At 57.4% G+C, this 22,577-nt stretch carries 19 protein-coding genes; 8 read left to right on the top strand and 11 right to left on the bottom strand.

What is annotated here, in order from left to right:
* Positions 1-24 precede the first annotated feature (24 nt).
* Positions 25-237, top strand: a complete 213-nt coding sequence (cspE, locus tag ACQUTI_RS19960) for a transcription antiterminator/RNA stability regulator CspE (RefSeq protein ID WP_000014594.1) — start codon at positions 25-27, stop codon at positions 235-237.
* Positions 238-335: 98 nt separating this feature from the next.
* On the opposite strand, the gene ACQUTI_RS19965 is transcribed toward cspE, so the two are convergent.
* The 5 genes from ACQUTI_RS19965 to ACQUTI_RS19985 form a co-directional block, all read right to left on the bottom strand.
* Positions 336-1,955: an ATP-binding cassette domain-containing protein gene (locus ACQUTI_RS19965; protein WP_428923347.1), complete on the bottom strand. Its 1,620-nt coding sequence runs from the start codon at positions 1,953-1,955 to the stop codon at positions 336-338.
* 301 nt (positions 1,956-2,256) lie between these two features.
* Positions 2,257-2,409 (bottom strand): type I toxin-antitoxin system toxin HokA, encoded by a 153-nt coding sequence (hokA, locus tag ACQUTI_RS19970; RefSeq protein WP_428923354.1) that lies wholly within the window; start codon positions 2,407-2,409, stop codon positions 2,257-2,259.
* Between the two features lie 325 nt (positions 2,410-2,734).
* The gene (gene glyS, locus ACQUTI_RS19975) at positions 2,735-4,804 is read right to left on the bottom strand and encodes a glycine--tRNA ligase subunit beta (RefSeq protein ID WP_004205013.1); all 2,070 of its coding nucleotides are present in this window, start codon (positions 4,802-4,804) and stop codon (positions 2,735-2,737) included.
* 9 nt (positions 4,805-4,813) lie between these two features.
* Positions 4,814-5,725 carry a glycine--tRNA ligase subunit alpha gene (glyQ, locus tag ACQUTI_RS19980; protein WP_004205014.1) on the bottom strand — a complete coding sequence of 304 codons (912 nt, stop codon included), beginning with the start codon at positions 5,723-5,725 and terminating at the stop codon, positions 4,814-4,816.
* 127 nt (positions 5,726-5,852) lie between these two features.
* Positions 5,853-6,152 carry a YsaB family lipoprotein gene (locus ACQUTI_RS19985; RefSeq protein ID WP_025999219.1) on the bottom strand — a complete coding sequence of 100 codons (300 nt, stop codon included), beginning with the start codon at positions 6,150-6,152 and terminating at the stop codon, positions 5,853-5,855.
* A gap of 179 nt (positions 6,153-6,331) precedes the next feature.
* Between ACQUTI_RS19985 and ACQUTI_RS19990 the strand changes: the two genes are divergently transcribed.
* Entirely contained in the window at positions 6,332-7,327 is a 996-nt protein-coding gene (locus ACQUTI_RS19990; RefSeq protein ID WP_106938595.1) for an acyltransferase, read from the top strand.
* 28 nt (positions 7,328-7,355) lie between these two features.
* Here the strand turns inward: ACQUTI_RS19990 and yiaB are convergent, their stop codons facing one another.
* From yiaB to xylA, 3 genes are all read right to left on the bottom strand, one after another.
* A complete protein-coding gene (gene yiaB, locus ACQUTI_RS19995) occupies positions 7,356-7,727 on the bottom strand; it encodes an inner membrane protein YiaB (RefSeq protein WP_049115149.1) in 372 nt (123 codons plus the stop codon).
* Between the two features lie 166 nt (positions 7,728-7,893).
* Complete coding sequence (gene xylB, locus ACQUTI_RS20000) at positions 7,894-9,348, bottom strand: xylulokinase (RefSeq protein ID WP_122542178.1); 1,455 nt, start codon at positions 9,346-9,348, stop codon at positions 7,894-7,896.
* 92 nt (positions 9,349-9,440) lie between these two features.
* Positions 9,441-10,763: a xylose isomerase gene (gene xylA / locus ACQUTI_RS20005; RefSeq protein WP_428923348.1), complete on the bottom strand. Its 1,323-nt coding sequence runs from the start codon at positions 10,761-10,763 to the stop codon at positions 9,441-9,443.
* 495 nt (positions 10,764-11,258) lie between these two features.
* Here xylA and xylF point away from each other — a divergent pair, with 495 nt between their 5' ends.
* The 4 genes from xylF (at position 11,259) to xylR (ending at position 16,430) form a co-directional block, all read left to right on the top strand.
* On the top strand, positions 11,259-12,254 hold the full coding sequence (gene xylF, locus ACQUTI_RS20010) for a D-xylose ABC transporter substrate-binding protein (protein ID WP_122542182.1): 996 nt from the start codon (positions 11,259-11,261) through the stop codon (positions 12,252-12,254).
* A 63-nt stretch (positions 12,255-12,317) separates the two neighbouring features.
* A complete protein-coding gene (locus tag ACQUTI_RS20015; RefSeq protein WP_017900028.1) occupies positions 12,318-13,859 on the top strand; it encodes a xylose ABC transporter ATP-binding protein in 1,542 nt (513 codons plus the stop codon).
* Positions 13,837-15,018 carry a xylose ABC transporter permease XylH gene (gene xylH, locus ACQUTI_RS20020; protein WP_428923349.1) on the top strand — a complete coding sequence of 394 codons (1,182 nt, stop codon included), beginning with the start codon at positions 13,837-13,839 and terminating at the stop codon, positions 15,016-15,018. Before ACQUTI_RS20015 ends, xylH begins: the two co-directional genes overlap by 23 nt.
* 233 nt (positions 15,019-15,251) lie before the next feature.
* Entirely contained in the window at positions 15,252-16,430 is a 1,179-nt protein-coding gene (xylR, locus tag ACQUTI_RS20025) for a D-xylose utilization transcriptional activator XylR (RefSeq protein WP_004205023.1), read from the top strand.
* A 61-nt stretch (positions 16,431-16,491) separates the two neighbouring features.
* Here xylR and ACQUTI_RS20030 read toward each other — a convergent pair whose 3' ends face one another.
* Positions 16,492-17,310, bottom strand: a complete 819-nt coding sequence (locus ACQUTI_RS20030) for a protein bax (protein ID WP_017900030.1) — start codon at positions 17,308-17,310, stop codon at positions 16,492-16,494.
* Between the two features lie 313 nt (positions 17,311-17,623).
* Between ACQUTI_RS20030 and ACQUTI_RS20035 the strand changes: the two genes are divergently transcribed.
* Both ACQUTI_RS20035 and avtA read left to right on the top strand, forming a co-directional pair.
* Positions 17,624-19,657 carry an alpha-amylase gene (locus ACQUTI_RS20035; protein WP_043522692.1) on the top strand — a complete coding sequence of 678 codons (2,034 nt, stop codon included), beginning with the start codon at positions 17,624-17,626 and terminating at the stop codon, positions 19,655-19,657.
* Positions 19,658-19,824: 167 nt separating this feature from the next.
* Positions 19,825-21,081, top strand: a complete 1,257-nt coding sequence (gene avtA / locus ACQUTI_RS20040) for a valine--pyruvate transaminase (protein ID WP_004205026.1) — start codon at positions 19,825-19,827, stop codon at positions 21,079-21,081.
* A 42-nt stretch (positions 21,082-21,123) separates the two neighbouring features.
* Here the strand turns inward: avtA and ACQUTI_RS20045 are convergent, their stop codons facing one another.
* Both ACQUTI_RS20045 and ACQUTI_RS20050 read right to left on the bottom strand, forming a co-directional pair.
* On the bottom strand, positions 21,124-21,609 hold the full coding sequence (locus ACQUTI_RS20045; protein ID WP_004205027.1) for a 4Fe-4S dicluster domain-containing protein: 486 nt from the start codon (positions 21,607-21,609) through the stop codon (positions 21,124-21,126).
* 110 nt (positions 21,610-21,719) lie between these two features.
* Positions 21,720-22,535 (bottom strand): AraC family transcriptional regulator, encoded by an 816-nt coding sequence (locus ACQUTI_RS20050; protein ID WP_004205028.1) that lies wholly within the window; start codon positions 22,533-22,535, stop codon positions 21,720-21,722.
* Positions 22,536-22,577 lie beyond the last annotated feature (42 nt).

The following is a 22,577-nucleotide window of genomic DNA, read 5'->3' on the forward strand; positions in this document are numbered from 1 at the left end:
TTATTTTTTTAAAGGTAATTCACTATGTCCGGTAAAATGACTGGTATCGTAAAATGGTTCAACGCTGACAAAGGCTTCGGCTTCATCACTCCTGACGATGGCTCTAAAGACGTGTTCGTACACTTCTCTGCTATCCAGAACGATGGCTACAAATCCCTGGATGAAGGTCAGAAAGTCTCCTTCACCATCGAAAGCGGCGCTAAAGGCCCGGCAGCTGGCAACGTAACTTCTCTGTAAGTTCAAGCCGCTAAGAATCAAGAATCCCTGCCTGATGGCGGGGATTTTTTTTATCTGTCGCCAACAGCCGCCAGCATACGATGGCGGCTGTTGGGCATTCAGAGCCGGGTATAGCGCCAGCCCGTTTCCTCCCATGCCAGACTATGGGTCAGCCTCAGACCTTGTAAAAACGCCTCATCATGCGACACCACCAGCATCGCGCCAGGAAACGCCGCCAGCGCGCTTTCAATAGCCTGCGTCGATGCTAAATCGAGATGGTTGGTCGGTTCATCCAGCAAAAGCAGCTGGGCAGGCTCGCGTCGCCAGAGCACGCACGCCAGGGCCGCTTTCAGGCGTTCGCCGCCGCTAAGTGCCGACAGCGGCAGAGTGACCTTATCCGCGCCCAGCTGCAGCTGCGCCAGACGGGTCCGCAACAGCCCCTCATCCAGCGGGGTATCGTCCAGGCTCAGATGCGCCATGACCGATAACGACAGATCCAGCTGCGTCAGATGCTGATCCAGGTAAGCGGCGCTCACCGACAACCGGACATCGCCTGAGGCGGCCTGCTCCAGCCCCAGCAGCGTTTTCAGCAAAGTGGTTTTGCCACAGCCGTTCGGCCCCTTTAGCGCGATGCGCATCGGACCATCCACGCGCCAGTCCAGCGGCGCAGCCGGTGCATGGTCGAGCTGTAATGACTCCACCACCAGCACCTGCTTGCCGGCGGCCACTTCGCTGCCCGGCAGGGTGAACATCACCGGCGTATCCTCTTCCACCCGCTCTCGCGCCTGCTGCACGGCGTCATTCAGACTGCTGTTCTGTTCACGATGCTGACGGCGCAGCGTTCCCGGACGCTCTTTTGCCGCGCCTTTGTACTTCACACGTTCAAAAGAGGCGATATTCAGGGTATCAACGGTACGCAGCGTCTGCGCCGAGCGCCGCTGGGCGGCGTCATGCTCCTTTTGCATTCGCGCGCGGGTGCGCCGTCGTTCGGTCACGGCATGCTCCAGCGCCGCGCGTGCGGCCTGCTGCTCCGCCTCACGCTGCCGCTGATATTCAGCATAGTTGCCGCCGTAGCTGCGCAGCGCCGTCGGCGTCAGCTCAATAATCCTCGGCATCTGCGTCAGCAGCTCGCGGTCGTGGCTGGCGATCAGCGCCCCGCCCTGCCAGCTTTCCAGCTGGTGATAGAGCCACTCCCGCCCCTGGCGGTCCAGATGGTTGGTAGGCTCATCCAGCAGCAGATAATCGGCGCCGGAGACAAAGGCGCCGCACAGCAGAGCCTTCATCCGCTCGCCGCCGCTGAGTGAAAACGCGGGGCGATCGGCAGAGAACGGCGGGAGATCGGCTTCACGGAAAGCTAAACTCAGGCGATCGGTGAGATCCCAGTGGCCATCCAATAGCTCGAAATCGTCGGCCAGTCCATTACCCTGTTCAAGGCGGAACAAGGCGTCAAATACCGGCGCATAGCCGAGCAGCGCGGCGAGGGTGGTCTCCGGCGTAAGCGTCGGCTGCTGCGCTACCCAGGCCACGGCGGCGGCGCGCTCAATATGGCCGCCGGCAGGAGAATCAAGGCCCGCCAGCAGGCGCAGCAGGCGCGTCTTACCGACGCCGTTCCGGCCGACCAGACCGCAAAGAGACGGTTCCAGCGATAAATTTAGCGGACCAAACAGGGTCTGTCCCGTCGCAAACTGACAGGTGACCTGATGTAAAACAAAAGCGGGGATGTGGGCGCAATGAGCCATAAGCACTCCTGAATGAAATCAATACTCCCCTACCCGCAATATCTGCGAGGTAAGGCGTGAAATTCATCAGTCGTGTTTGTTCATTTGTGGGGCGCGCTCCAGTGAGACGAGGGATTCGTCGGGGCATAGGATAGTCACACTCCGCTATGAATTTCAAGCCCGTTTAATTCAACGACCGTGTAAAAATAAAAAGGCCTCCTGATATCAGGAGGCAAAGGATTTATTTGGTGAACAATGAAAGGGTGCATTGAGAATGCCTGACACCGCAAGCATGGTGGGGATAGATCCCCACCAGATGCTCTTACTGTTTAATATCACAGGCTAAGAATGCCACCAGCTCAATATCCTCCTGCCTGATCTGTAATTCACATAGCGAATCACGAACCATCCAGGTCAATAATAAAATAGTGAAGCAAATCACTACTAAGCCAAACAACAGATACTTTTGCGGCATTCCTCGCCTCCCGTGTTGATTTTCAACAAGTAAGAGGCTACTCTTATGGTGTTCATGCATAGGGGAGCCTCACTTTGATTACTATCAGGTGGGGCTTTTCACTGTCTGTCTCCCGCTGAATACCTGAGACACACAGTCTCAAGCACCCGCCGCCATTCTAGCGTAAATACCTCGCGGAATTATGTTTATATATTCCTAAACATTTCTTATCGATGAATGAAAATAATGAAGATATCAATGACAGAATTATTAGCGGTTCACCTATTTATATTTCACGTATAAAAAAACCTGCCCTGAGGCAGGTCTTTTATTATTTCCGATACGCTTACTGCAGCAGAGAAATATCCGCTACCTGCAGGAACAGCTCGCGCAGTTTGGACAGCAGCGTCAGACGGTTGATGCGAACATCTTTGTCTTCAGCGTTAACCATCACGTTCTCGAAGAACTCATCCACCGGCTCGCGCAGGGCGGCCAGCTCAATCAGCGCATCCTGATAGCGGCCTGCGGCGAAGTACGGCTGCAGCTTATCGCGCAGCACCACCAGATTGCCCGCCAGCTTAATTTCCGCCGCTTCTTTCAGCACCGAAGCGTGAACGATGTCGTTCAGCGTTTCGTCGGATTTCGCCAGGATGTTGGAGACACGCTTGTTCGCCGCCGCCAGCGCGGAGGACTCTTCCAGAGTACGGAAGTGCGATACCGCCTTCATACGCGCATCGAAATCCGCCGGGCGGGTTGGACGACGCGCCAGTACCGCCTGGATAGTGTCGACACCGTAGCCTTCGTCCTGATACCAGGCGCGGAAACGGCCCAGCATAAAGTCGATCACGTCATCGACCACGTTGGCGTTGGTCAGCTTCTCACCGTACAGACGCACCGCTTCTTCGGTCAGCGTTTGCAGATCGAGGTTCAGGTTCTTCTCGACGATAATACGCAGGACGCCCAGCGCGGCGCGGCGCAGCGCAAACGGGTCTTTATCGCCTTTCGGGTGCTGGCCGATACCGAAGATACCCGCCAGGGTGTCCATCTTATCGGCAATCGCCACCGCGCAGGCCACCGGGTTAGACGGCAGCGCGTCGCCGGCAAAGCGCGGCTGATACTGTTCGTTCAGCGCCACGGCCACATCTTCCGCTTCGCCATCATGGCGCGCATAGTGCATCCCCATCACGCCCTGGGTGTCGGTGAACTCGAAGACCATGTTGGTCATCAGGTCGCACTTGGACAGCAGGCCCGCGCGGGTCGCGTGGTTCACGTCAGCGCCAATCTGCTCGGCAATCCAGCCCGCCAGCGCCTGAATGCGATCGGTCTTGTCGCGCAACGTCCCCAGCTGCTGCTGGAACAGCACGGTTTCCAGACGCGGCAGGTTGTCTTCCAGACGTTTTTTACGGTCGGTGTTGAAGAAGAACTCGGCATCGGCCAGACGCGGACGGACTACCTTCTCGTTACCGGAGATGATCTGCTGCGGATCTTTCGACTCGATGTTAGCGACGAAGATAAAGTTCGGCAGCAGCTTACCGGCGTTGTCGTAGACAGGGAAGTACTTCTGGTCGCCCTTCATGGTGTAAACCAGCGCTTCAGACGGCACCGCGAGGAATTTTTCTTCGAACTTCGCCGTCAGTACCACCGGCCATTCCACCAGCGAGGTGACTTCTTCCAACAGGCTTTCGCTCAGATCGGCTTTACCGCCAATCTTACGCGCCGCCTCTTCCGCATCGGCTTTGATTTTGGCTTTACGCTGTTCGTAATCGGCGATGACTTTACCGCGCTCCAGCAGGATCTGCGGATACTGGTCGGCATGGTCGATGGTAAATTCCGGCTCGCCCATAAAGCGATGGCCGCGGATCACGCGATCGGACGGAATACCGAGGATAGTAGCCGGGATCACTTTGTCACCCAGCAGCAGCGTGACGGTGTGAACCGGGCGCACGAAGTGGACGTCAGACGCGCCCCAGCGCATCAGTTTCGGGATCGGCAGCTTCGCCAGCGAGCTGGCAATCATGTTCGGCAGCAGGGCTTCAGTGCTTTCGCCCTTCACATGGGCGCGATACAGCAGCCACTCGCCTTTGTCCGTGGTCAGACGTTCGGCCTGATCGACGGTGATACCGCAGCCGCGCGCCCAGCCTTCGGCCGCTTTGCTTGGCTTGCCTTCGGCATCGAACGCCTGGGCAACGGCCGGGCCGCGTTTTTCCACTTCGCGATCGGCCTGCGCCGCCGCCAGGTTGGCTACCTTCAGCGCCAGACGTCGCGGAGCGGCAAACCATTCCACTTTACCGTGCGCGAGGCCGGCGTTATCCAGCTCTGCGGTCACGTTCGCAGCAAAAGATTCCGCCAGGCTGCGCAGCGCTTTTGGTGGCAGCTCTTCAGTGCCGATTTCCACCAGAAAAGTATTCTCAGACATGGCCGCCTCTTATTTATTCTTGTTGCACATCGGGAAGCCGAGCGCTTCACGGGAAGCGTAGTACGCTTCCGCCACTGCTTTCGTCAGGGTGCGAATGCGCAGGATATAGCGCTGACGCTCGGTGACGGAGATGGCTTTACGCGCATCCAGCAGGTTGAAGCTGTGAGCCGCTTTCAGAATACGCTCGTAGGCCGGCAGCGGCAGCGGGGTCTCCAGCGCCAGCAGCTGCTGGGCCTCTTTCTCATACTGCTCGAAGCAGGAGAAGAGGAAATCGACGTCGGCGTATTCGAAGTTATAGGTGGACTGCTCCACTTCGTTCTGGTGGAACACGTCGCCGTAAGTGGTTTTCCCCAGCGGGCCGTCGCTCCAGACCAGGTCGTAGACGCTGTCGACGCCCTGGATGTACATCGCCAGACGCTCCAGACCGTAGGTGATCTCGCCGGTCACCGGCTTACACTCCAGGCCGCCCACCTGCTGGAAGTAGGTGAACTGCGTCACTTCCATGCCGTTGAGCCACACTTCCCAACCAAGACCCCAGGCTCCCAGCGTCGGGTTTTCCCAGTTGTCTTCGACGAAGCGAATGTCGTGAATGGTCGGGTCCATACCCAGCTCTTTCAGCGACCCGAGGTACAGCTCCTGGATGTTGTCCGGAGAAGGCTTAATCACCACCTGGAACTGATAGTAATGCTGTAAACGGTTCGGGTTTTCGCCATAGCGGCCATCGGTTGGACGACGGGAAGGCTGTACGTAGGCGGTCGCCATCGGCTCCGGCCCTAACGCGCGCAGGCAGGTCATCGGGTGAGAGGTGCCGGCGCCGACTTCCATGTCCAGTGGTTGAACAATGGTGCAGCCCTGACGAGCCCAGTAATCCTGTAAGGTCAGGATCAGGCCCTGGAAGGTCCTGGTATCAAACTTTTGCATATGATTTCGTGCTGGATACGTGTGGATTTAAAGGAAGGAGTCAGTATACCCGCTGGCTGCGAGATATACAGTACGAAACGGCGTAGTTTCAGGAAAACGGACGAAATTTACGCCAGGTGGGGTCGATTCAGCGCATCGAAAGATGCATAAACTGGCCGTCCGGGTCAAAGGAACAGATGAAACGTTCATTCTTGCCGGTACGGCCCGACAGCTCATAGCTTGCCTGGAATTGTTCAAAATGGTTCACGTCAACTAACTGCGTTTGCGTGTTATAGCGGATAGCGGCCTGGTCCTTGCAAAGCTGCGCCATATTGAGCGTGGTTTGCGGGGTAATACGCGCGCGCTGCGCTTTTTGCGCCGGCGGGGAAACAGTCTCGCTGCAGCCCGCAAGGAGCAGCACCAGCATTATGGAAACGACACCTTTCACCACGTTCTCCTCCACCGCCTTGTTAGCAAGTTGTTATCGTAAATATTCAGTATTACAGGTATTTTGCGAATATCATGAAACATCGACAAGCCTGTGACCAAAAACTCAGACTAATCTCGTGCGACACCGGGGCATAAGGCGGGTCAGACCTTATTTCGCCAGTAGACTTTGAGGGACGGATGCAAGAAAAGATTCACTGGATCACCAACCTGCGCGGCATTGCCTGCATGATGGTGGTGATGATCCACAGTACCAGCTGGTATATCACTCATCCGCATGCGATTACGCTGCTGCAATGGGATATCGCCAATCTGCTCAATTCCGCCTCCCGCGTCAGCGTGCCGCTGTTTTTTATGATCTCGGGCTACCTCTTTTTTGGGGAACGCAGCGCCCAGCCGCGCCACTTCTGGCGGATTGGCCTGTGCATTGCGTTCTATAGCGCGCTTTCTCTGCTGTATATCGCGCTGTTTACCCATATCAACGTCGAGCTGTCGTTAAAGAATGTGCTGCAGAAGCCTGTCTTCTACCACCTGTGGTTTTTCTTTGCTATCACCGTTATCTATCTGCTCTCGCCGCTTATTCAGGTTAAGTCCGTCAGCGGCAAAATGCTGCTGACGCTGATGGCGATCCTCGGCATTCTGGCCAACCCCAATATGGTCGGCGTCAAAGCCGCCGGGATTGAGTGGTTGCCGGTCAACCTCTATATCAATGGCGACACCTTTTATTACGTGCTCTACGGCGTGCTGGGCAGGGCCATTGGCACCCTGAACACGGATAAAAAATGGCTGACCCCGCTCTGCGCCGCGCTGTTCCTCGCCGCCGTGTGGGTCATCTCCCGCGGCACGCTGCATGAGCTGCGCTGGCGCGGGGACTTCGGCGACACCTGGTATCTCTACTGCGGACCGGCGGTGTTCGTTTGCGCGGTCACCCTGCTGACGCTCGCCAAAAACTGGCTTAACGCGCGTCCCCTGCCCGGTATCGAATGTATTGCGCGTCATTCTCTGGGGATTTACGGCTTCCATGCCCTGATTGTGCATGCGCTGCGCGCCAGCCATCTGGAACTGAGCCGCTGGCCGCTGCTGGATATTGTGTGGATTTTCAGCGCCGCCCTGCTCGGCAGTCTGCTGCTGTCCGGCCTGGTGCAGCGGATTGATCGCCGCCGGCTGGTCAGCTAACGGCCCGGCGCACCGGACAACCGGGCGCTTATTCCGTTTTTTGCACCGCGCGGGCGACGCGGGCCCGTTCGGGGGTCGCAGATGCGCCGTATAAGCAAACAAACCACGCCGCGATATAGACGGCTTTTTCATACCAGTCTGTCGGCACATGCCAGGCGCCCACCAGCAGCAGGCCCGCCGACAGCAGCAACACCAGCCGGCATAACGCGATAAATCCGTCGTCCTGCCCCTGCCACCGTCTGGCGCGCTGATGGGCGAGGACGGCGAACATCCCCATCACCAGTACGCCAAGAAAATAACCTTTACCGCTAAACAGCGGGCAGGTCCGCCAGATACCCAGCAGATAAACCAGCGACCCTGCTGCCATCATCCCTCTGGCAATACTGCGTTTTATATTCATCGCTCCTCCCTGTCGACACGCGCTGATTATGACCGAACCGCCCGGCGATGGCGCAGGCCAGGTGCAGCAAAGCTGACATTTCGGAATTAATAAATACGTGTTTTGGATGAATGCAGCCTAGACATTCAGGGGAGTAATCCGCCCGGCGCTGCCGGACGGACTGAGGCTATGACATCAGCGGTTTCAGCTGCTGATAAATCTGGCGGAAGGTTTCCCGCTGCGGCGCATAGTGGGCCACTCGGCGATCGTCCGGGCGATGCGCTTGCTCAAGCGGCAGCGGCGTCAACAGCCCGGCGCGGTCGGTTTCGCCGTGCACCGCCAGCTGCGCCAGCCTGGCCGCCCCCAGCGCCGGGCCGACGTCGCCCCCGGTACGGTAATCGAGCTGCTGGCCGCTGATATCCGCCAGCATTTGTCGCCAGTAAGCGCTACGCGCCCCGCCGCCGATAAGGGTGATGCTCTGCGGCTTGATGCCGCAGGCGTGTACCACGTCCATACCGTCCGCCAGCGCATAGCCCACCCCCTCCAGCACCGCCCGCGCCAGCTCTGCCGGCCCATGCTGATGCGTCAGGCCGAAGAAGACGCCCTTGGCCTGCGGGTTGTTGTGCGGCGTGCGTTCGCCCGACAGATAGGGCAGGAACCACACCGGACCGGCGCTCTCGTCGGCTGACTGCGCCGCCGCAATCAGCGCCGGCACGCTGGCGAGACCGGTTAATTTCGCCGCCCAGTCCAGACAGGAGGCCGCGCTGAGCATCACCGACATCAAATGCCAGCGGCCCGGCAGCGCATGGCAAAAGCTATGCACCGCGCTTTCAGGCTTGCTGAGGAATCCTTCGCTGACCGCGAAATACACACCTGAAGTGCCCAGCGACAGCATCGCCTGACCGGCATCGGCCATGCCAACCCCGACTGCGCCGGCGGCGTTGTCGCCGCCGCCCCCCACCACCAGCGCCTTTGGCATATTCCACGCCTGCGCCACCTCCGGGCGCAGCTGCCCGGTGACGTCGCTGCCTTCAAACAGGGCCGGCATCGCGTCCCGGCTGAGATCGCAGGCGGCGAGCATCTCATCGCTCCAGTCGCGTCGGGCGACGTCCATCCACAGGGTACCGGCGGCGTCAGACATATCGCTGGCAAGCTCGCCGGTCATCCGCAGACGCAGATAATCCTTCGGCAGCAGCACTTTATCGACCTGGCTGAACACCGCCGCCTCGTGGCGCTGCACCCACAAGAGCTTCGGCGCCGTAAAGCCCGGCATCATCAGGTTGCCGGTGATCTGCCGGGAAGCGCTGACTTTTTCCTCCAGCAGCTGGCACTCTTCGCCGCAGCGGCCGTCATTCCATAAAATGGCAGGACGCAGCACCTGTAACGATTTATCCAGCAGGGTGGCGCCGTGCATCTGCCCGGCGATCCCCAGCGCCTTCACGTCGCGCAGACTATGCTGCGCACCCAGGGCTTTCATCGCCGTGTCCGTCGCCTGCCACCACTGCTCGGGATCTTGTTCCGACCACAGCGGATGCGGACGCGAGACGGTAAGCTTTTCGGTATGCGATGCCACCACATCACCCTGCTCATTGAGCAGAATGGCTTTGACGCCCGATGTCCCCAGATCGATGCCGATATACATACTCCCTCTCCTTAAACGCGCGCCACGGCTGAGCGTGGCGCGAACAGAGCATCCTGGTGGCGACCCCGGTCACGCCGGGCGCCGCCGCATGATTACTTGTCAAACAGATAATGGTTGACCAGGTTTTCCAGTTGTTCCTGCTGGCCGCTGCGATGCTGCGGCGCCAGCTGATGCTGAACGGCATACTGGGCAATGTCGCTGAGGGTCATCTGCCCGTTCAGGATCTGCTGCCCCAGCTCGCCGTTCCAGCCGGCGTAGCGTTTGGCCACGCGTTTATCCAGTTCACCGTCCTCGATCATCCGCGCCGCGACCTTCAGCGACAGCGCCATGGTATCCATCGCGCCGATATGGCCAAAGAACAGATCGTATTTGTCGGTGCTCTGACGGCGCACTTTCGCATCAAAATTGAGGCCGCCGGTGGTGAAGCCGCCCGCTTTGAGAATTTCATACATCACCAGCGCGTTCTCTTCGACGCTGTTCGGGAACTGGTCGGTATCCCAGCCCAGCTGCGGATCGCCGCGGTTGGCGTCGACGGAACCGAACAGCCCCAGCGCGATGGCCGTCGCGATCTCATGATGGAACGAGTGGCCGGCGAGGGTCGCATGGTTGGCTTCAATGTTCAGTTTAATCTCTTTTTCCAGGCCAAACTGCTTGAGGAAGCCGTAAACGGTAGAGGCATCATAATCATACTGATGCTTGGTAGGCTCCTGCGGTTTGGGCTCGATCAGCAGCGTGCCTTTAAAGCCGATTTTGTGCTTATGCTCCACCACCAGCTGCATAAAGCGGCCAATCTGTTCACGCTCCTGGCGCAGGTCGGTATTCAGCAGGGTTTCATAGCCCTCGCGACCGCCCCACAGAACATAGTTTTCGCCGCCCAGCTGATGGGTGGCATTCATGGCGGTGACCACCTGGGTGGCCGCCCAGCTGAACACTTCCGGGTCCGGGTTGGTGGTCGCGCCAGCGCCGTAGCGCGGGTTGGTGAAGCAGTTTGCGGTCCCCCACAGAAGCTTGACGCCGCTCTGCTGCTGCTTCTCCGCCAGTACCTCGACCATCCGGGCGAAGTTATTGCTGTACTCCTTGAGCGAACTCCCTTCCGGCGAGACGTCAACGTCGTGGAAGCAGTAGTAAGGCACGTTGAGTTTATGGAAAAATTCGAACGCCACATCGGCTTTGCGTTTGGCCATCTCCAGGGCGTCGCCAGGCTGCTGCCATGGGCGATCGAAGGAGCCCACGCCAAACATATCGGCGCCATTCCAGCAGAAAGTGTGCCAGTAACAGGCCGCAAAACGCAGATGATCTTCCATCCGTTTGCCCAGCACCAGTTCATCCGGGTTGTAATGACGGAAAGCCAGCGGGTTAGTGGATTTCGGGCCTTCGTAACGAACGCGATCGAGTTGATCGAAATAGGTCTGCATAGAGAACTCCATATTCAGAGATGCGGCGAATAACCAATCAGGTACCCTAAATAATTCGAGTTGCAGGAAGGCGGCAGGAGCGCGAGTCCCCGATAACCAGGGGGCGAAGCAACGAATGTCACCAACACACCTACAACTTGAAGTATGACGGGTTTAAGCCAATATAGAATTTCGCTTTCATTTTCCTCAATTACGTTATTTCACACCGCCATTGAGAGAATCCACAAACGTGCGCTAGCTCGCAAAAAATAATATCTGCTCGTTCTTCTGCCGTCCTGTCAGAGAAGTCCAGTGCAATAATAAGAGTGTGCATGAATAAAATACGATCGCCGTCATAATTTACGCATTAAACGAAATTTCATAACCGCAAAATAAAAACCGGTAATTGCCAGCCCTGCTTTCCGCGTTAAGAATCTGTAACGTATCCGCAACCTCATGTATCAAACATTATTTTCCGTTCGTCTTACCTACCCTTACAAAAAAGGTATCGTTATTATGAAGATAAAGAACCTTTGCCTTACGCTTTGCGCCAGCTCCCTCCTGCTCGCCAGCATGGCGGGGATGGCGAAAGAAGTGAAGATTGGCATGGCCATCGATGATCTGCGTCTGGAGCGCTGGCAGAAAGACCGCGATATTTTCGTCAATAAAGCGGAATCCTTAGGCGCCAAAGTTTTTGTTCAGTCCGCCAATGGCAATGAAGAAACGCAAATGTCGCAAATTGAAAACATGATCAACCGCGGCGTCGATGTCTTAGTCATTATTCCTTATAACGGTCAGGTGCTCAGCAACGTTATTAAAGAGGCCAAACAGGAAGGTATTAAAGTCCTGGCCTATGATCGCATGATTAATAATGCTGATATTGATTTTTATATTTCTTTCGACAATGAAAAAGTCGGCGAAATGCAGGCGCAAAGCCTGGTCGACAAAGTGCCGCAGGGTAATTATTTCCTGATGGGCGGTTCGCCGGTGGATAATAATGCCAAACTGTTCCGCGCCGGGCAGATGAAGGTCCTCAAGCAGTATGTCGATGAGGGCAAAATTAAGATTGTCGGCGATCAGTGGGTTGACGGCTGGCTGCCGGAAAACGCGCTGAAAATAATGGAAAACGCGTTGACGGCGAATAATAACAAAATCGACGCCGTGGTTGCCTCCAATGACGCCACCGCCGGCGGCGCCATCCAGGCCTTAACCGCCCAGGGGCTGGCCGGCAAAGTGGCGATCTCCGGTCAGGATGCTGACCTGGCGGGCGTGAAGCGCATTATTTCCGGTACCCAGACGATGACCGTCTATAAACCGATTACCACCCTGGCCACCAACGCCGCCGAAATCGCCGTTGAGCTGGGCAACGATAAGCAGCCGAAGTCTGACACTACGCTGAATAACGGTTTAAAAGATGTCCCTTCGCGCCTGTTAACGCCAATTGAAGTGAATAAAGAGAATATCGACGCCACGGTGATTAAAGACGGTTTCCATAAAAAGAGTGAACTGTAATGGCTGACGCCCCGCTGCGGGGCGTCATTTTCATCCCGCCGGATATCACTTTTCGGAGTCTTTATGGCCTGGCTACTCGAAATGAAGAACATCACCAAAACCTTCGGCGCCGTTAAGGCCGTGGATAATGTCAGCCTGCGCCTGAACGCTGGCGAGGTGGTCTCGTTATGCGGTGAAAATGGTTCGGGAAAATCGACGCTGATGAAAGTGCTGTGCGGTATCTATCCGCACGGAAGCTATGAGGGGGAGATTATTTTTGCCGGCGAAACGCTGCAGGCAAACCATATTCGCGATACCGAACGCAAAGGCATCGCCATTATTCATCAGGAGCTGGCGCTGGTGAAACATCTCACCGTGCTGGAGAACATTTTCCTCGGCGCCGAGATCTCCCGCCACGGTCTGCTGGATTATGAAACCATGACGCTGCGCTGCCAGAAGCTGCTGGCGCAGGTCAATCTGCCCATTTCGCCCGACACCCGCGTCGGCGACCTCGGCCTCGGTCAGCAGCAGCTGGTGGAGATCGCCAAGGCGCTGAATAAACAGGTTCGCCTGCTGATCCTCGACGAACCGACCGCCTCCTTAACCGAACAAGAGACCGCGACGCTGCTGGCGATCGTTCGCGATCTGCAAAACCACGATATCGCCTGCATCTATATTTCGCACAAGCTCAATGAGGTCAAAGCGATCTCCGATACAATCTGCGTGATCCGCGACGGCCAGCACATCGGCACTCGCGACGCCAGCGGCATGAGCGAAGACGACATCATCACCATGATGGTTGGCCGGGAGCTCACCGCGCTCTATCCCAGCGAACCGCACGCCCACGGCGAGGAGATCCTGCGGGTCGAACACTTGACCGCCTGGCACCCGGTAAACCGTCATATTAAACGGGTCAACGACGTCTCGTTTTCCCTGCGTCGCGGGGAAATCCTCGGCATCGCCGGGCTGGTCGGCGCCGGACGGACCGAGGCGGTGCAGTGCCTGTTCGGCGTCTGGCCGGGGCGCTGGCAGGGGGAGATTTTTATTGATGGCCAGCCGGTCAGCATCACTAACTGTCAGCAGGCCATTGGCCACGGCATCGCCATGGTGCCGGAAGACCGCAAAAAAGACGGTATCGTGCCGGTAATGGCGGTAGGTAAGAACATTACCCTGGCAGCGCTCAGCCAGTTCACCGGCGCGATGAGCAGCCTGGACGACGCCGCCGAGCAGCACTGTATTGAGCAGTCCATTCAGCGATTGAAAATTAAAACCTCCTCGCCGGAGCTGGCGATTGGCCGCCTGAGCGGTGGCAACCAGCAAAAGGCGATTCTGGCCCGCTGTCTGCTGCTTAATCCGCGCATTCTGATCCTCGACGAACCCACCCGCGGCATCGATATCGGGGCGAAGTATGAAATTTATAAACTGATTAACCAGCTGGTGCAGCAGGGCATCGCGGTCATTGTCATTTCATCCGAACTGCCCGAGGTGCTTGGTCTTAGCGATCGGGTGCTGGTCATGCACGAAGGCAGGCTAAAAGCCAATTTGGTTAATCAACATCTGACCCAGGAACAGGTGATGGAAGCCGCGCTGAGGAGCGAACGCCATGTCGAAGAACACGTCGTCTGAAATCAAACTTACTCCAACCGCCCCTACCGCCCTGCCGGCGCTGAAGGGGCTTAACCTCCAGGTCTTCGTGATGATCGCCGCGATCGTCGTCATTATGCTGTTTTTCACCTGGGTTACCGATGGCGCCTACCTGAGCGCACGCAATATCTCCAACCTGCTGCGCCAGACGGCCATCACCGGCATCCTCGCCGTCGGCATGGTGTTTGTGATTATTTCGGCAGAAATCGACCTGTCCGTCGGCTCGATGATGGGGCTTCTCGGCGGCGCGGCGGCGATCTTTGACGTCTGGCTCGGCTGGCCGCTGCCGCTCACCATTCTGGTGACGCTGGTGATGGGCCTGCTGCTCGGCGCGTGGAACGGATGGTGGGTGGCCTATCGTAAGGTTCCCTCGTTTATCGTCACCCTCGCCGGGATGCTGGCGTTTCGCGGCATTCTGATCGGCATCACCAACGGGACCACCGTCTCGCCCACCAGCCCGGCGATGGCGCAGATCGGCCAAAGCTACCTGCCAGATGGCATTGGCTTTGGCATCGGCGTTGTCGGCATGGCGGCGTTCATTATCTGGCAGTGGCGCGGACGGATGCGCCGGCAGGCGTTAGGTCTGGCGACCGCGTCCTCCACCGCCGCCGTTGGCCGCCAGGCCATTACCGCGGTGATTGTGCTGGGCGCAATCTGGCTGCTCAATGACTATCGCGGTGTGCCGACGCCGGTACTGATCCTCGCCGCCCTGCTGCTGGCAGGGCTGTTCATGGCCACTCGTACCGCCTTTGGCCGCCGCATCTACGCCATCGGCGGCAACCTGGAGGCGGCACGCCTGTCCGGGATTAACGTCGAGGGTACCAAGCTGGCGGTGTTTGCCATTAACGGCCTGATGGTCGCCATTGCCGGTCTGATCCTCAGCTCGCGCCTCGGCGCGGGGTCGCCCTCGGCGGGCAACATCGCCGAACTGGACGCCATCGCCGCCTGCGTTATCGGCGGCACCAGCCTGGCGGGCGGGATCGGCAGCGTCGCCGGGGCGGTAATGGGGGCGTTTATTATGTCGGCCCTGGATAACGGCATGAGCATGATGGACGTCGCCACCTTCTGGCAATATATCGTCAAAGGCGCCATTTTGCTGCTGGCGGTGTGGATGGACTCCGCCACCAAGCGGCGCGCGTAAGGAAGCGCTCTCTGAAGAATGTCTGAATTCTTTGCGCTACCGCCAAACTTCGCCATAAGGCGCTTGAAATATCTCGGGCATTAGCCGGTAGTGTATACCCAACAGCATTCGGGTTGCAGACGGCGCATCCCGGCCGCGTATCGCGTACGTGGCCGGGGTGAATGAGAAAGCCAGGCCATCGGCAACATCATGAATGAAGGGGTATGACCGGGGTTAGAGCAGGAACATCATCTATGTTTGAAAAGCGTCACCGTATTACGCTGTTATTCAACGCCAACAAAGCTTATGACCGTCAGGTGGTTGAGGGTGTCGGCGAGTATCTGCAGGCCTCCCAGCTGGAGTGGGATATCTTTATTGAAGAGGATTTTCGGGCGCGAATCGAAAACATCAAAGAGTGGTTAGGCGATGGCGTTATCGCCGACTATGACGATCCCGAAATCGAAAAGCTACTGGCCGATGTCAACGTCCCCATCGTCGGCGTCGGCGGCTCTTATCATCAGCCAGAGCAGTACCCGCCGGTCCACTATATCGCCACGGACAACGCCGCGCTGGTGGAAAGCGCCTTTCTTCATCTGAAGGAAAAAGGAGTACACCGCTTCGCGTTTTACGGACTCCCCACCTCCAGCGGTAAACGCTGGGCAGTAGAGCGCGAGTACGCCTTCTGCCAGTTGGTAGCGAAGGAGAAGTATCGCGGCGTGGTCTACCAGGGGCTGGAGACGGCGCCGGAAAACTGGCAGCACGCGCAAAACCGGCTCGCCGACTGGTTGCAAACGCTGCCGCCGCAAACCGGCATCATCGCCGTCACCGACGCCCGCGCCCGCCACGTCCTGCAGGCCTGCGAGCTGCTGCATATCCCGGTGCCAGAGAAACTGTGCGTTATTGGCATCGATAACGAAGAGCTGACCCGCTATCTCTCTCGCGTCGCCCTCTCCTCCGTCGCCCAGGGCACCCGCCAGATGGGTTATCAGGCGGCAAAATTACTCCACCGGCTGCTGAATAACGAGGCGCTCCCGCTGCAGCGCCAGCTGATCCCGCCGATGCGCGTCGTTGAGCGACGCTCCACCGACTACCGGTCGTTAAACGACCCCTCCGTGATTCAGGCGATGCATTACATTCGCAACAACGCCTGCAAAGGCATCAAGGTGGAGCAGGTGCTCGACGCCGTCGGCATTTCACGCTCCAACCTGGAGAAACGCTTTAAAGAGGAAGTGGGGGAGACCATCCACACGGTGATCCACAGCGAGAAACTGGAAAAGGCGCGCAGCCTGCTGGTGTCCACCAGCCTGTCGATCAATGAGATTTCGCAGATGTGCGGCTACCCGTCGCTGCAATATTTCTATTCGGTGTTTAAGAAGGAGTACGACGTGACGCCGAAAGAGTACCGTGACCGGCACAGTGAAGTCATGATGTAGAGAGCAAAGAAAAATGCCCGGGCTTGCGCGCCGGGCATTAATAATGACGTAGATAAGCACATTACATGTGCGCGGCAATTAACCGCTGGTTATCCTGATACATCGCGAAGAGATAGTTGTTGTAGCTCGACCCTTTGGTCGAATACCCCTTCAGCTTATGAATCATGGTGCTGGCCGTTACTTCCTGATCCGCCTTACGCAGCTGCAGGCGCGATTTGCGGAAAGAGGAATAGGCCGGGTGGGTGTTCAGGTTGGTGACGTAAGCCTGCACCGACTGCTCCACCGACTCAAACTGCGAGTAGCCTTTCATCGCGCCGCGGCAGCGACCAGCGCCGCACTTCATGCCGAACAGATTGTTGTTCTCACGCGCCAGCTTAGAGGTACCCCAGCCACTTTCCGCCGCCGCCATGGTCGCAACCATGCTGTTCGGAATAATGTCGACACGCTCAAGCAGCGCGTTCCATGGCACATGACGCGTATTGCCTGACCACTTCACCTTGTAACGCGTCGCGATATCTTTCAGGCGCGCCTTTTCGCTCGGCGACCAGCGAGCATCGTACTGCTTGGAAACAAGCCAGTTACGATCCGCAGTAATCGCCTGATTCTGCTTGGTAATATAAGGCATGACCGTCCGGAGAAACGCTTTTTTCCTTGGTGTTCCGGAAGGGTATTTTCGCAAGTCAGGAAGTGAACTGCTCTTTACACTATTGCGAGAATACTCTTGTTTACTGCTTACCTTAGTACTACTGATCTTCTTAACCGTTGGGGCTTTATGACTCTTTGTTGCTGTGTGCGTTGTTGCCAACACACTACCTGAAAAGACGCAGGTTAGTAACATAAGTATGGCGGCCCCATATCGTCGTATGGGATTCGATATCATCAGGTCTCCTGGTCGGATATATGCATTCCAACACCTTGTTTTTCACAAAAAAACGATAGCTGAATCGCTAATAGTATCAAAAATACGCACTGAGGGCATCAACAGAAATAGTCCAATTCCGAATTGCTGTCATCTGAAATCGGTTTCTGCGCCGCATCGCCAGCGCGAAAATGCTAGCTTCGTCTCATTTTTAGCCTATTTTTTGAGCGGTGTCACTCACCCCTTTTCATCCTCCTGGTAAAACGTCCGCCGGGAGGAGTTCACCCTTGCGGCAACAAGGCACACTAGATAAAAACCGCTCAAGGATCCCGCAATGAAACTCGCTGCGCTTGCCACGTTATTCGTGCCTGGGATGGCCTTTGCCGCCTGGACCACTGCCGACTTCCCTGCTTTCACCGAAGAAGGGACGGGCCGCTTCATCAGCCAGAAAGTGGTTGAGAAGGGTACACGTCCCCTGCAGCTAAATTTTGACCAACAGTGCTGGCAGCCTTCCGGCGGCATTAAGCTCAACCAGATGCTCTCCATGGAACCCTGTCGCGGCACGCCGCCGCAATGGCGCATCTTCCGCCAGGGTCTGTATACCCTGGAGGTGGATACCCGCTCCGGCACGCCGACGATGATGATTTCGCTGGAGGAAAAAGAGGCCAGCGCCGCGGCGCCGCAGATCCGCCAGTGTCCGAAGTGGGATGGAAAACCTCTGACCATCGACGTTAGCAAAACCTTCGCCGAGGGCAGCAAGGTCCGCGATTTTTACAGCGGCAATGTCGCGACCGTCAGCGGCGGCAAAATCACTCTGCAGCCCGCCTTCGGCAGCAATGGCCTGCTGCTGCTTGAGCGCGCCGAGACGGCCGCGCCGGCGCCGTTCGACTGGCACAACGCCACCGTCTACTTCGTCCTGACCGACCGCTTCGTGAACGGTAACCCGGCCAACGACAATAGCTATGGCCGACATAAAGACGGCATGCAGGAGATAGGCACCTTCCACGGCGGCGACCTGCAGGGATTAACCAGCAAGCTGGATTATCTGCAGCAGATGGGGGTCAATGCCCTGTGGATCAGCTCCCCGCTCGAGCAGATCCACGGCTGGGTCGGCGGCGGGACGAAAGGCGATTTCCCGCACTACGCCTACCACGGCTATTACACTCAGGACTGGTCGAAACTGGACGCCAACATGGGGACCGAAGCGGATCTCCGCCGACTGGTGGATGAAGCGCATAAGCGCGGCATACGCATCCTGTTTGACGTGGTGATGAACCATACCGGTTACGCTACCCTGGCCGACATGCAGGAGTTCCAGTTCGGTGCCCTGTATCTGCAAGGCGATGAGCTGAAAAAAACCCTTGGCGAGCGCTGGACGGACTGGAAACCGGGCGCGGGCCAGACCTGGCACAGCTTTAACGACTATATCAACTTCAGCGACAAAGCCGGCTGGGAGAAATGGTGGGGCAAGAAGTGGATCCGCACCGATATCGGCGATTATGACAACCCAGGCTATGACGATCTCACCATGTCGCTGGCCTTCCTGCCGGACCTGAAAACCGAATCGAAGGAAGCCTCAGGCCTGCCGAACTTCTATAGCCATAAACCAGACACCGCAGCGAAAGCGATCCCGGGCTATACGCCGCGCGACTACCTGACGCACTGGCTGAGCCAGTGGGTACGCGACTACGGCATCGATGGCTTCCGCGTCGATACCGCCAAACATGTGGAGATGGACGCCTGGCAGCAGTTAAAAACCCAGGCCACCGCCGCGCTGGCGGAGTGGAAGAAAGCCAATCCGGATAAAGCGCTGGATGCGGCGCCGTTCTGGATGACCGGCGAAGCCTGGGGACATGGAGTGATGCAGAGCGATTATTATCGCCACGGTTTTGATGCGATGATCAATTTCGACTATCAGGATCAGGCGGCGAAAGCGGCGACCTGCATGGCCAACATTGACCTCACCTGGCAGCAAATGGCGGACAAGCTGCAGAGCTTTAACGTGCTGAGCTACCTCTCCTCACATGATACGAGGCTGTTCCGCGAAGGCGGTACCACCGCGGCGGAGCTGTTGCTGCTGGCCCCTGGCGCCGTGCAGATCTTCTATGGTGACGAGTCGTCGCGCCCGTTCGGCCCCACCGGCTCGGACCCGCTGCAGGGCACCCGTTCAGAGATGAACTGGCAGGATGTCAACGGTAAAGCGGCCCGCAGCGTTACCCACTGGCAGAAGATCGGCCAGTTCCGCGCGCGCCATCCGGCGATCGGCATGGGCAAACAGACAACGCTGTCGATGCCGCGGGGTTACGGATTCGTGCGCGAGAGCGGTGAAGACAAAGTGATGGTCATCTGGGCCGGACAACAGCAGTAATACAGGAGTGGCTCCCTGCCCGGCCGGGAGCCATTCAGAACAATACGCTGATAAAATATCGATTCACAGGATAAAAACAAAAATACCCCTCTTCCCTTCGATTTGCACCACGCTGGCGCTGGCGTTATGGTTAGCCACTTTCCAGAACCACCGACAGACGATTCGCGATGACATTTTCCCTTTTCGGCGACAAATTCACCCGTCATTCAGGCATTACCCGCCTGATGGAAGACCTTAATGACGGTCTGCGCACGCCGGGCGCTATTATGCTGGGCGGCGGCAACCCCGCTCAGATCCCGGAGATGAATGACTACTTCCAGCAGTTGCTCTCCGACATGCTGGATAATGGCAAAGCCCTTGATGCGCTTTGTAATTATGATGGTCCGCAGGGCAAGAGCGAGCTGCTGAGCCTGCTGGCGAAGATGCTGCGCGACGAACTGGGCTGGGAGATCGAACCACAGAATATTGCGCTAACAAATGGCAGTCAGAGCGCATTTTTCTACTTATTTAATCTGTTCGCAGGGCGTCGGGCAGATGGTACCACCCGCAAGGTGCTGTTCCCGCTGACGCCGGAATATATCGGCTATGCCGATGCCGGCCTGGAAGAGGATCTGTTCGTTGCCACCCGGCCGAATATCGAACTGCTGCCGGAAGGCCAGTTCAAGTACCACGTTGATTTTGAGCATCTGCAGGTGACGGAGGAGACCGGGATGATCTGCGTCTCGCGTCCCACCAACCCGACCGGCAACGTCATCACTGATGAAGAGCTGATCAAACTGGATGCGCTGGCGAATCAGCACGGGGTCCCGCTGGTGATTGATAACGCCTACGGCGTGCCGTTCCCGGGCATAATCTTCAGCAACGCCCGACCGCTGTGGAATCCGAACATCGTGCTGTGTATGAGCCTGTCCAAGCTCGGCCTGCCGGGCAGCCGCTGCGGGATTATCATCGCCAACGAGAAAATCATTACCGCCATCAGCAACATGAACGGCATTATCAGCCTCGCGCCCGGCGGTATCGGGCCGGCAATGATGTGTGAAATGATTAAACGTCAGGATCTGCTGCGCCTGTCAGAGACAGTGATCAAACCCTTCTATTACCAGCGGGTGCAGGAGACCATCGCCATTATTCGCCGCTATCTGCCGGAGGAGCGCTGCCTTATTCACAAACCGGAGGGGGCGATCTTCCTCTGGCTGTGGTTTAAGGATCTGCCGATCTCCACCGAGCTGCTGTATCAGCGGCTGAAAAAGCGCGGCGTGCTGATGGTGCCGGGGGATTACTTCTTCCCAGGACTCGATAAACCGTGGCCGCATACCCACCAGTGCATGCGCATGAACTATGTGCCGGACCCGCAAAAAATCGAGGCCGGGGTGAAAATTCTCGCCGAAGAGGTTGAATTCGCCTGGCGCGAACAGGAAGCGTAATTCCTGACGCTGCTGACGGGTAACGTCCGTCGGCGGACCCGCTCACGCCAGCGCCAGCCGCTGGCGTTTTTGCGCGCATAGCGCCTCCAGCTCCGCGGGAGCCATCACCCGCAGCGCCTGCGTCGGGCAGGCGGCTACGCAGGCCGGCCCCTCGGCGCGGTGGTGGCATAAATCGCATTTCAGCGCCTGCGCCTGCTGGTTCACCACCGTGACGGTCATCGCGCCGTACGGGCAGGCCACCATGCAGCTTTTACAGCCGATGCAGCGGCGCTGATCGACCCACCAGACGTCCTCCTCCAGACGAATCGCCCCCTGCGGGCAGACGCTGGCGCAGGGCGCATCCTCACACTGCCGACAGGCCGTCGCCGTTGATATCTCGCCGCTTTTCACCACCCGGATCCGCGGCGCGAAATGGCTTGTCGACAGCATGGACACATCCTGCGCCTGCTGGTGCGCCACCGCGCAGGCCACTTCACAGGTACGACAGCCAATACACTGTTGGGCATTAGCAATAAGAAACCGGTTCATCCTCTGCTCCCTGGGGATAAAACCGCAGGGTGCCAGAATAGTCCCTGCCCGCGCTTTGATCCTGAATGGAATCAGCGCTGTTTTTAGTCACTAGCACAACTGATTTTTCATTACGCTGAATTAATGTGCTCCTTACAGTAGCGGCGCTTCCAGGCGGCAGGCGTGAGGCTGGTGTGCTTACGAAAGATCTTGCGAAAATAACCGACGTCATTAAAGCCACACTGACCCGCGACTTCGGTCAACGACAGTGAATCGCTGATCAACAGCTTTTCCGCCGCTCTGACCCGCTGACGATGGATCGCTTCGGTCAACGTCACGCGGAAAACGTGACGATACACGCGTCCTAAATAGTCCGCATTACAGTGCAGCTCTTTCGCCAGCGTCGAGGCTGAAACAGGCAAGTGGTAACGGGTATGGATGATCTGCTGCGCTTTCCAGGCCAGCGCAGCGCCGGGACTGTCGTCCGGTTTTTCGCTTGCCGCCGCAGCAATCTGCTGCAGTATCAGCAATAACAGGAGCTCCAGCGCCAGGCTGCGGTGAATGTTCTCCTGTTCACGAAGAAACTGGCGAAACAGCGAAATAATGTATTGTGGATCGCTGACGCGGGTATGTTGCGGAACGTTAAGCAGCGCTGGCGGCAGAGACCGGACACTCTCCGTCAGTACTTCAAAATGCAGCCAATAAAATTTCAGGTCGGCGGGAAATTCCCCCACCCCAACATGAGAACGTTCTGGCCACAGCAATAAACTTTCCCCTGCATTAACGTTAAATATTTCATCCTCTTCGCAAATCGTTAACGTTCCCTTTTCGACAAAAATAATTTCCCAGGATTGCAGTTTACGCGCCGGATGGCTGCCGACGCCACGGGAAATAAATAAGCCGCCATTTTGTACGCGAATCGGAAGAGACATGGATAATTCAAGCATATATATTTAATTTTCCGCTAACGAAACGATAAAACATCTCTT

The organism is Klebsiella sp. 7-CIP_Kleb. (assembly GCF_050378655.1).
Lineage (GTDB): Bacteria > Pseudomonadota > Gammaproteobacteria > Enterobacterales > Enterobacteriaceae > Klebsiella > Klebsiella quasipneumoniae.

Bases quoted from the DNA above. Each gene is read 5' to 3' on its own strand.
- cspE (WP_000014594.1), top strand. From the start codon at position 25: ATGTCCGGTAAAATGACTGGTATCGTAAAATGGTTCAACGCTGACAAA.
- ACQUTI_RS19965 (WP_428923347.1), bottom strand. From the start codon at position 1,955: ATGGCTCATTGCGCCCACATCCCCGCTTTTGTTTTACATCAGGTCACC.
- hokA (WP_428923354.1), bottom strand. From the start codon at position 2,409: ATGCCGCAAAAGTATCTGTTGTTTGGCTTAGTAGTGATTTGCTTCACT.
- glyS (WP_004205013.1), bottom strand. From the start codon at position 4,804: ATGTCTGAGAATACTTTTCTGGTGGAAATCGGCACTGAAGAGCTGCCA.
- glyQ (WP_004205014.1), bottom strand. From the start codon at position 5,725: ATGCAAAAGTTTGATACCAGGACCTTCCAGGGCCTGATCCTGACCTTA.
- ACQUTI_RS19990 (WP_106938595.1), top strand. From the start codon at position 6,332: ATGCAAGAAAAGATTCACTGGATCACCAACCTGCGCGGCATTGCCTGC.
- yiaB (WP_049115149.1), bottom strand. From the start codon at position 7,727: ATGAATATAAAACGCAGTATTGCCAGAGGGATGATGGCAGCAGGGTCG.
- xylB (WP_122542178.1), bottom strand. From the start codon at position 9,348: ATGTATATCGGCATCGATCTGGGGACATCGGGCGTCAAAGCCATTCTG.
- xylA (WP_428923348.1), bottom strand. From the start codon at position 10,763: ATGCAGACCTATTTCGATCAACTCGATCGCGTTCGTTACGAAGGCCCG.
- xylF (WP_122542182.1), top strand. From the start codon at position 11,259: ATGAAGATAAAGAACCTTTGCCTTACGCTTTGCGCCAGCTCCCTCCTG.
- ACQUTI_RS20015 (WP_017900028.1), top strand. From the start codon at position 12,318: ATGGCCTGGCTACTCGAAATGAAGAACATCACCAAAACCTTCGGCGCC.
- xylH (WP_428923349.1), top strand. From the start codon at position 13,837: ATGTCGAAGAACACGTCGTCTGAAATCAAACTTACTCCAACCGCCCCT.
- xylR (WP_004205023.1), top strand. From the start codon at position 15,252: ATGTTTGAAAAGCGTCACCGTATTACGCTGTTATTCAACGCCAACAAA.
- ACQUTI_RS20030 (WP_017900030.1), bottom strand. From the start codon at position 17,310: ATGATATCGAATCCCATACGACGATATGGGGCCGCCATACTTATGTTA.
- ACQUTI_RS20035 (WP_043522692.1), top strand. From the start codon at position 17,624: ATGAAACTCGCTGCGCTTGCCACGTTATTCGTGCCTGGGATGGCCTTT.
- avtA (WP_004205026.1), top strand. From the start codon at position 19,825: ATGACATTTTCCCTTTTCGGCGACAAATTCACCCGTCATTCAGGCATT.
- ACQUTI_RS20045 (WP_004205027.1), bottom strand. From the start codon at position 21,609: ATGAACCGGTTTCTTATTGCTAATGCCCAACAGTGTATTGGCTGTCGT.
- ACQUTI_RS20050 (WP_004205028.1), bottom strand. From the start codon at position 22,535: ATGCTTGAATTATCCATGTCTCTTCCGATTCGCGTACAAAATGGCGGC.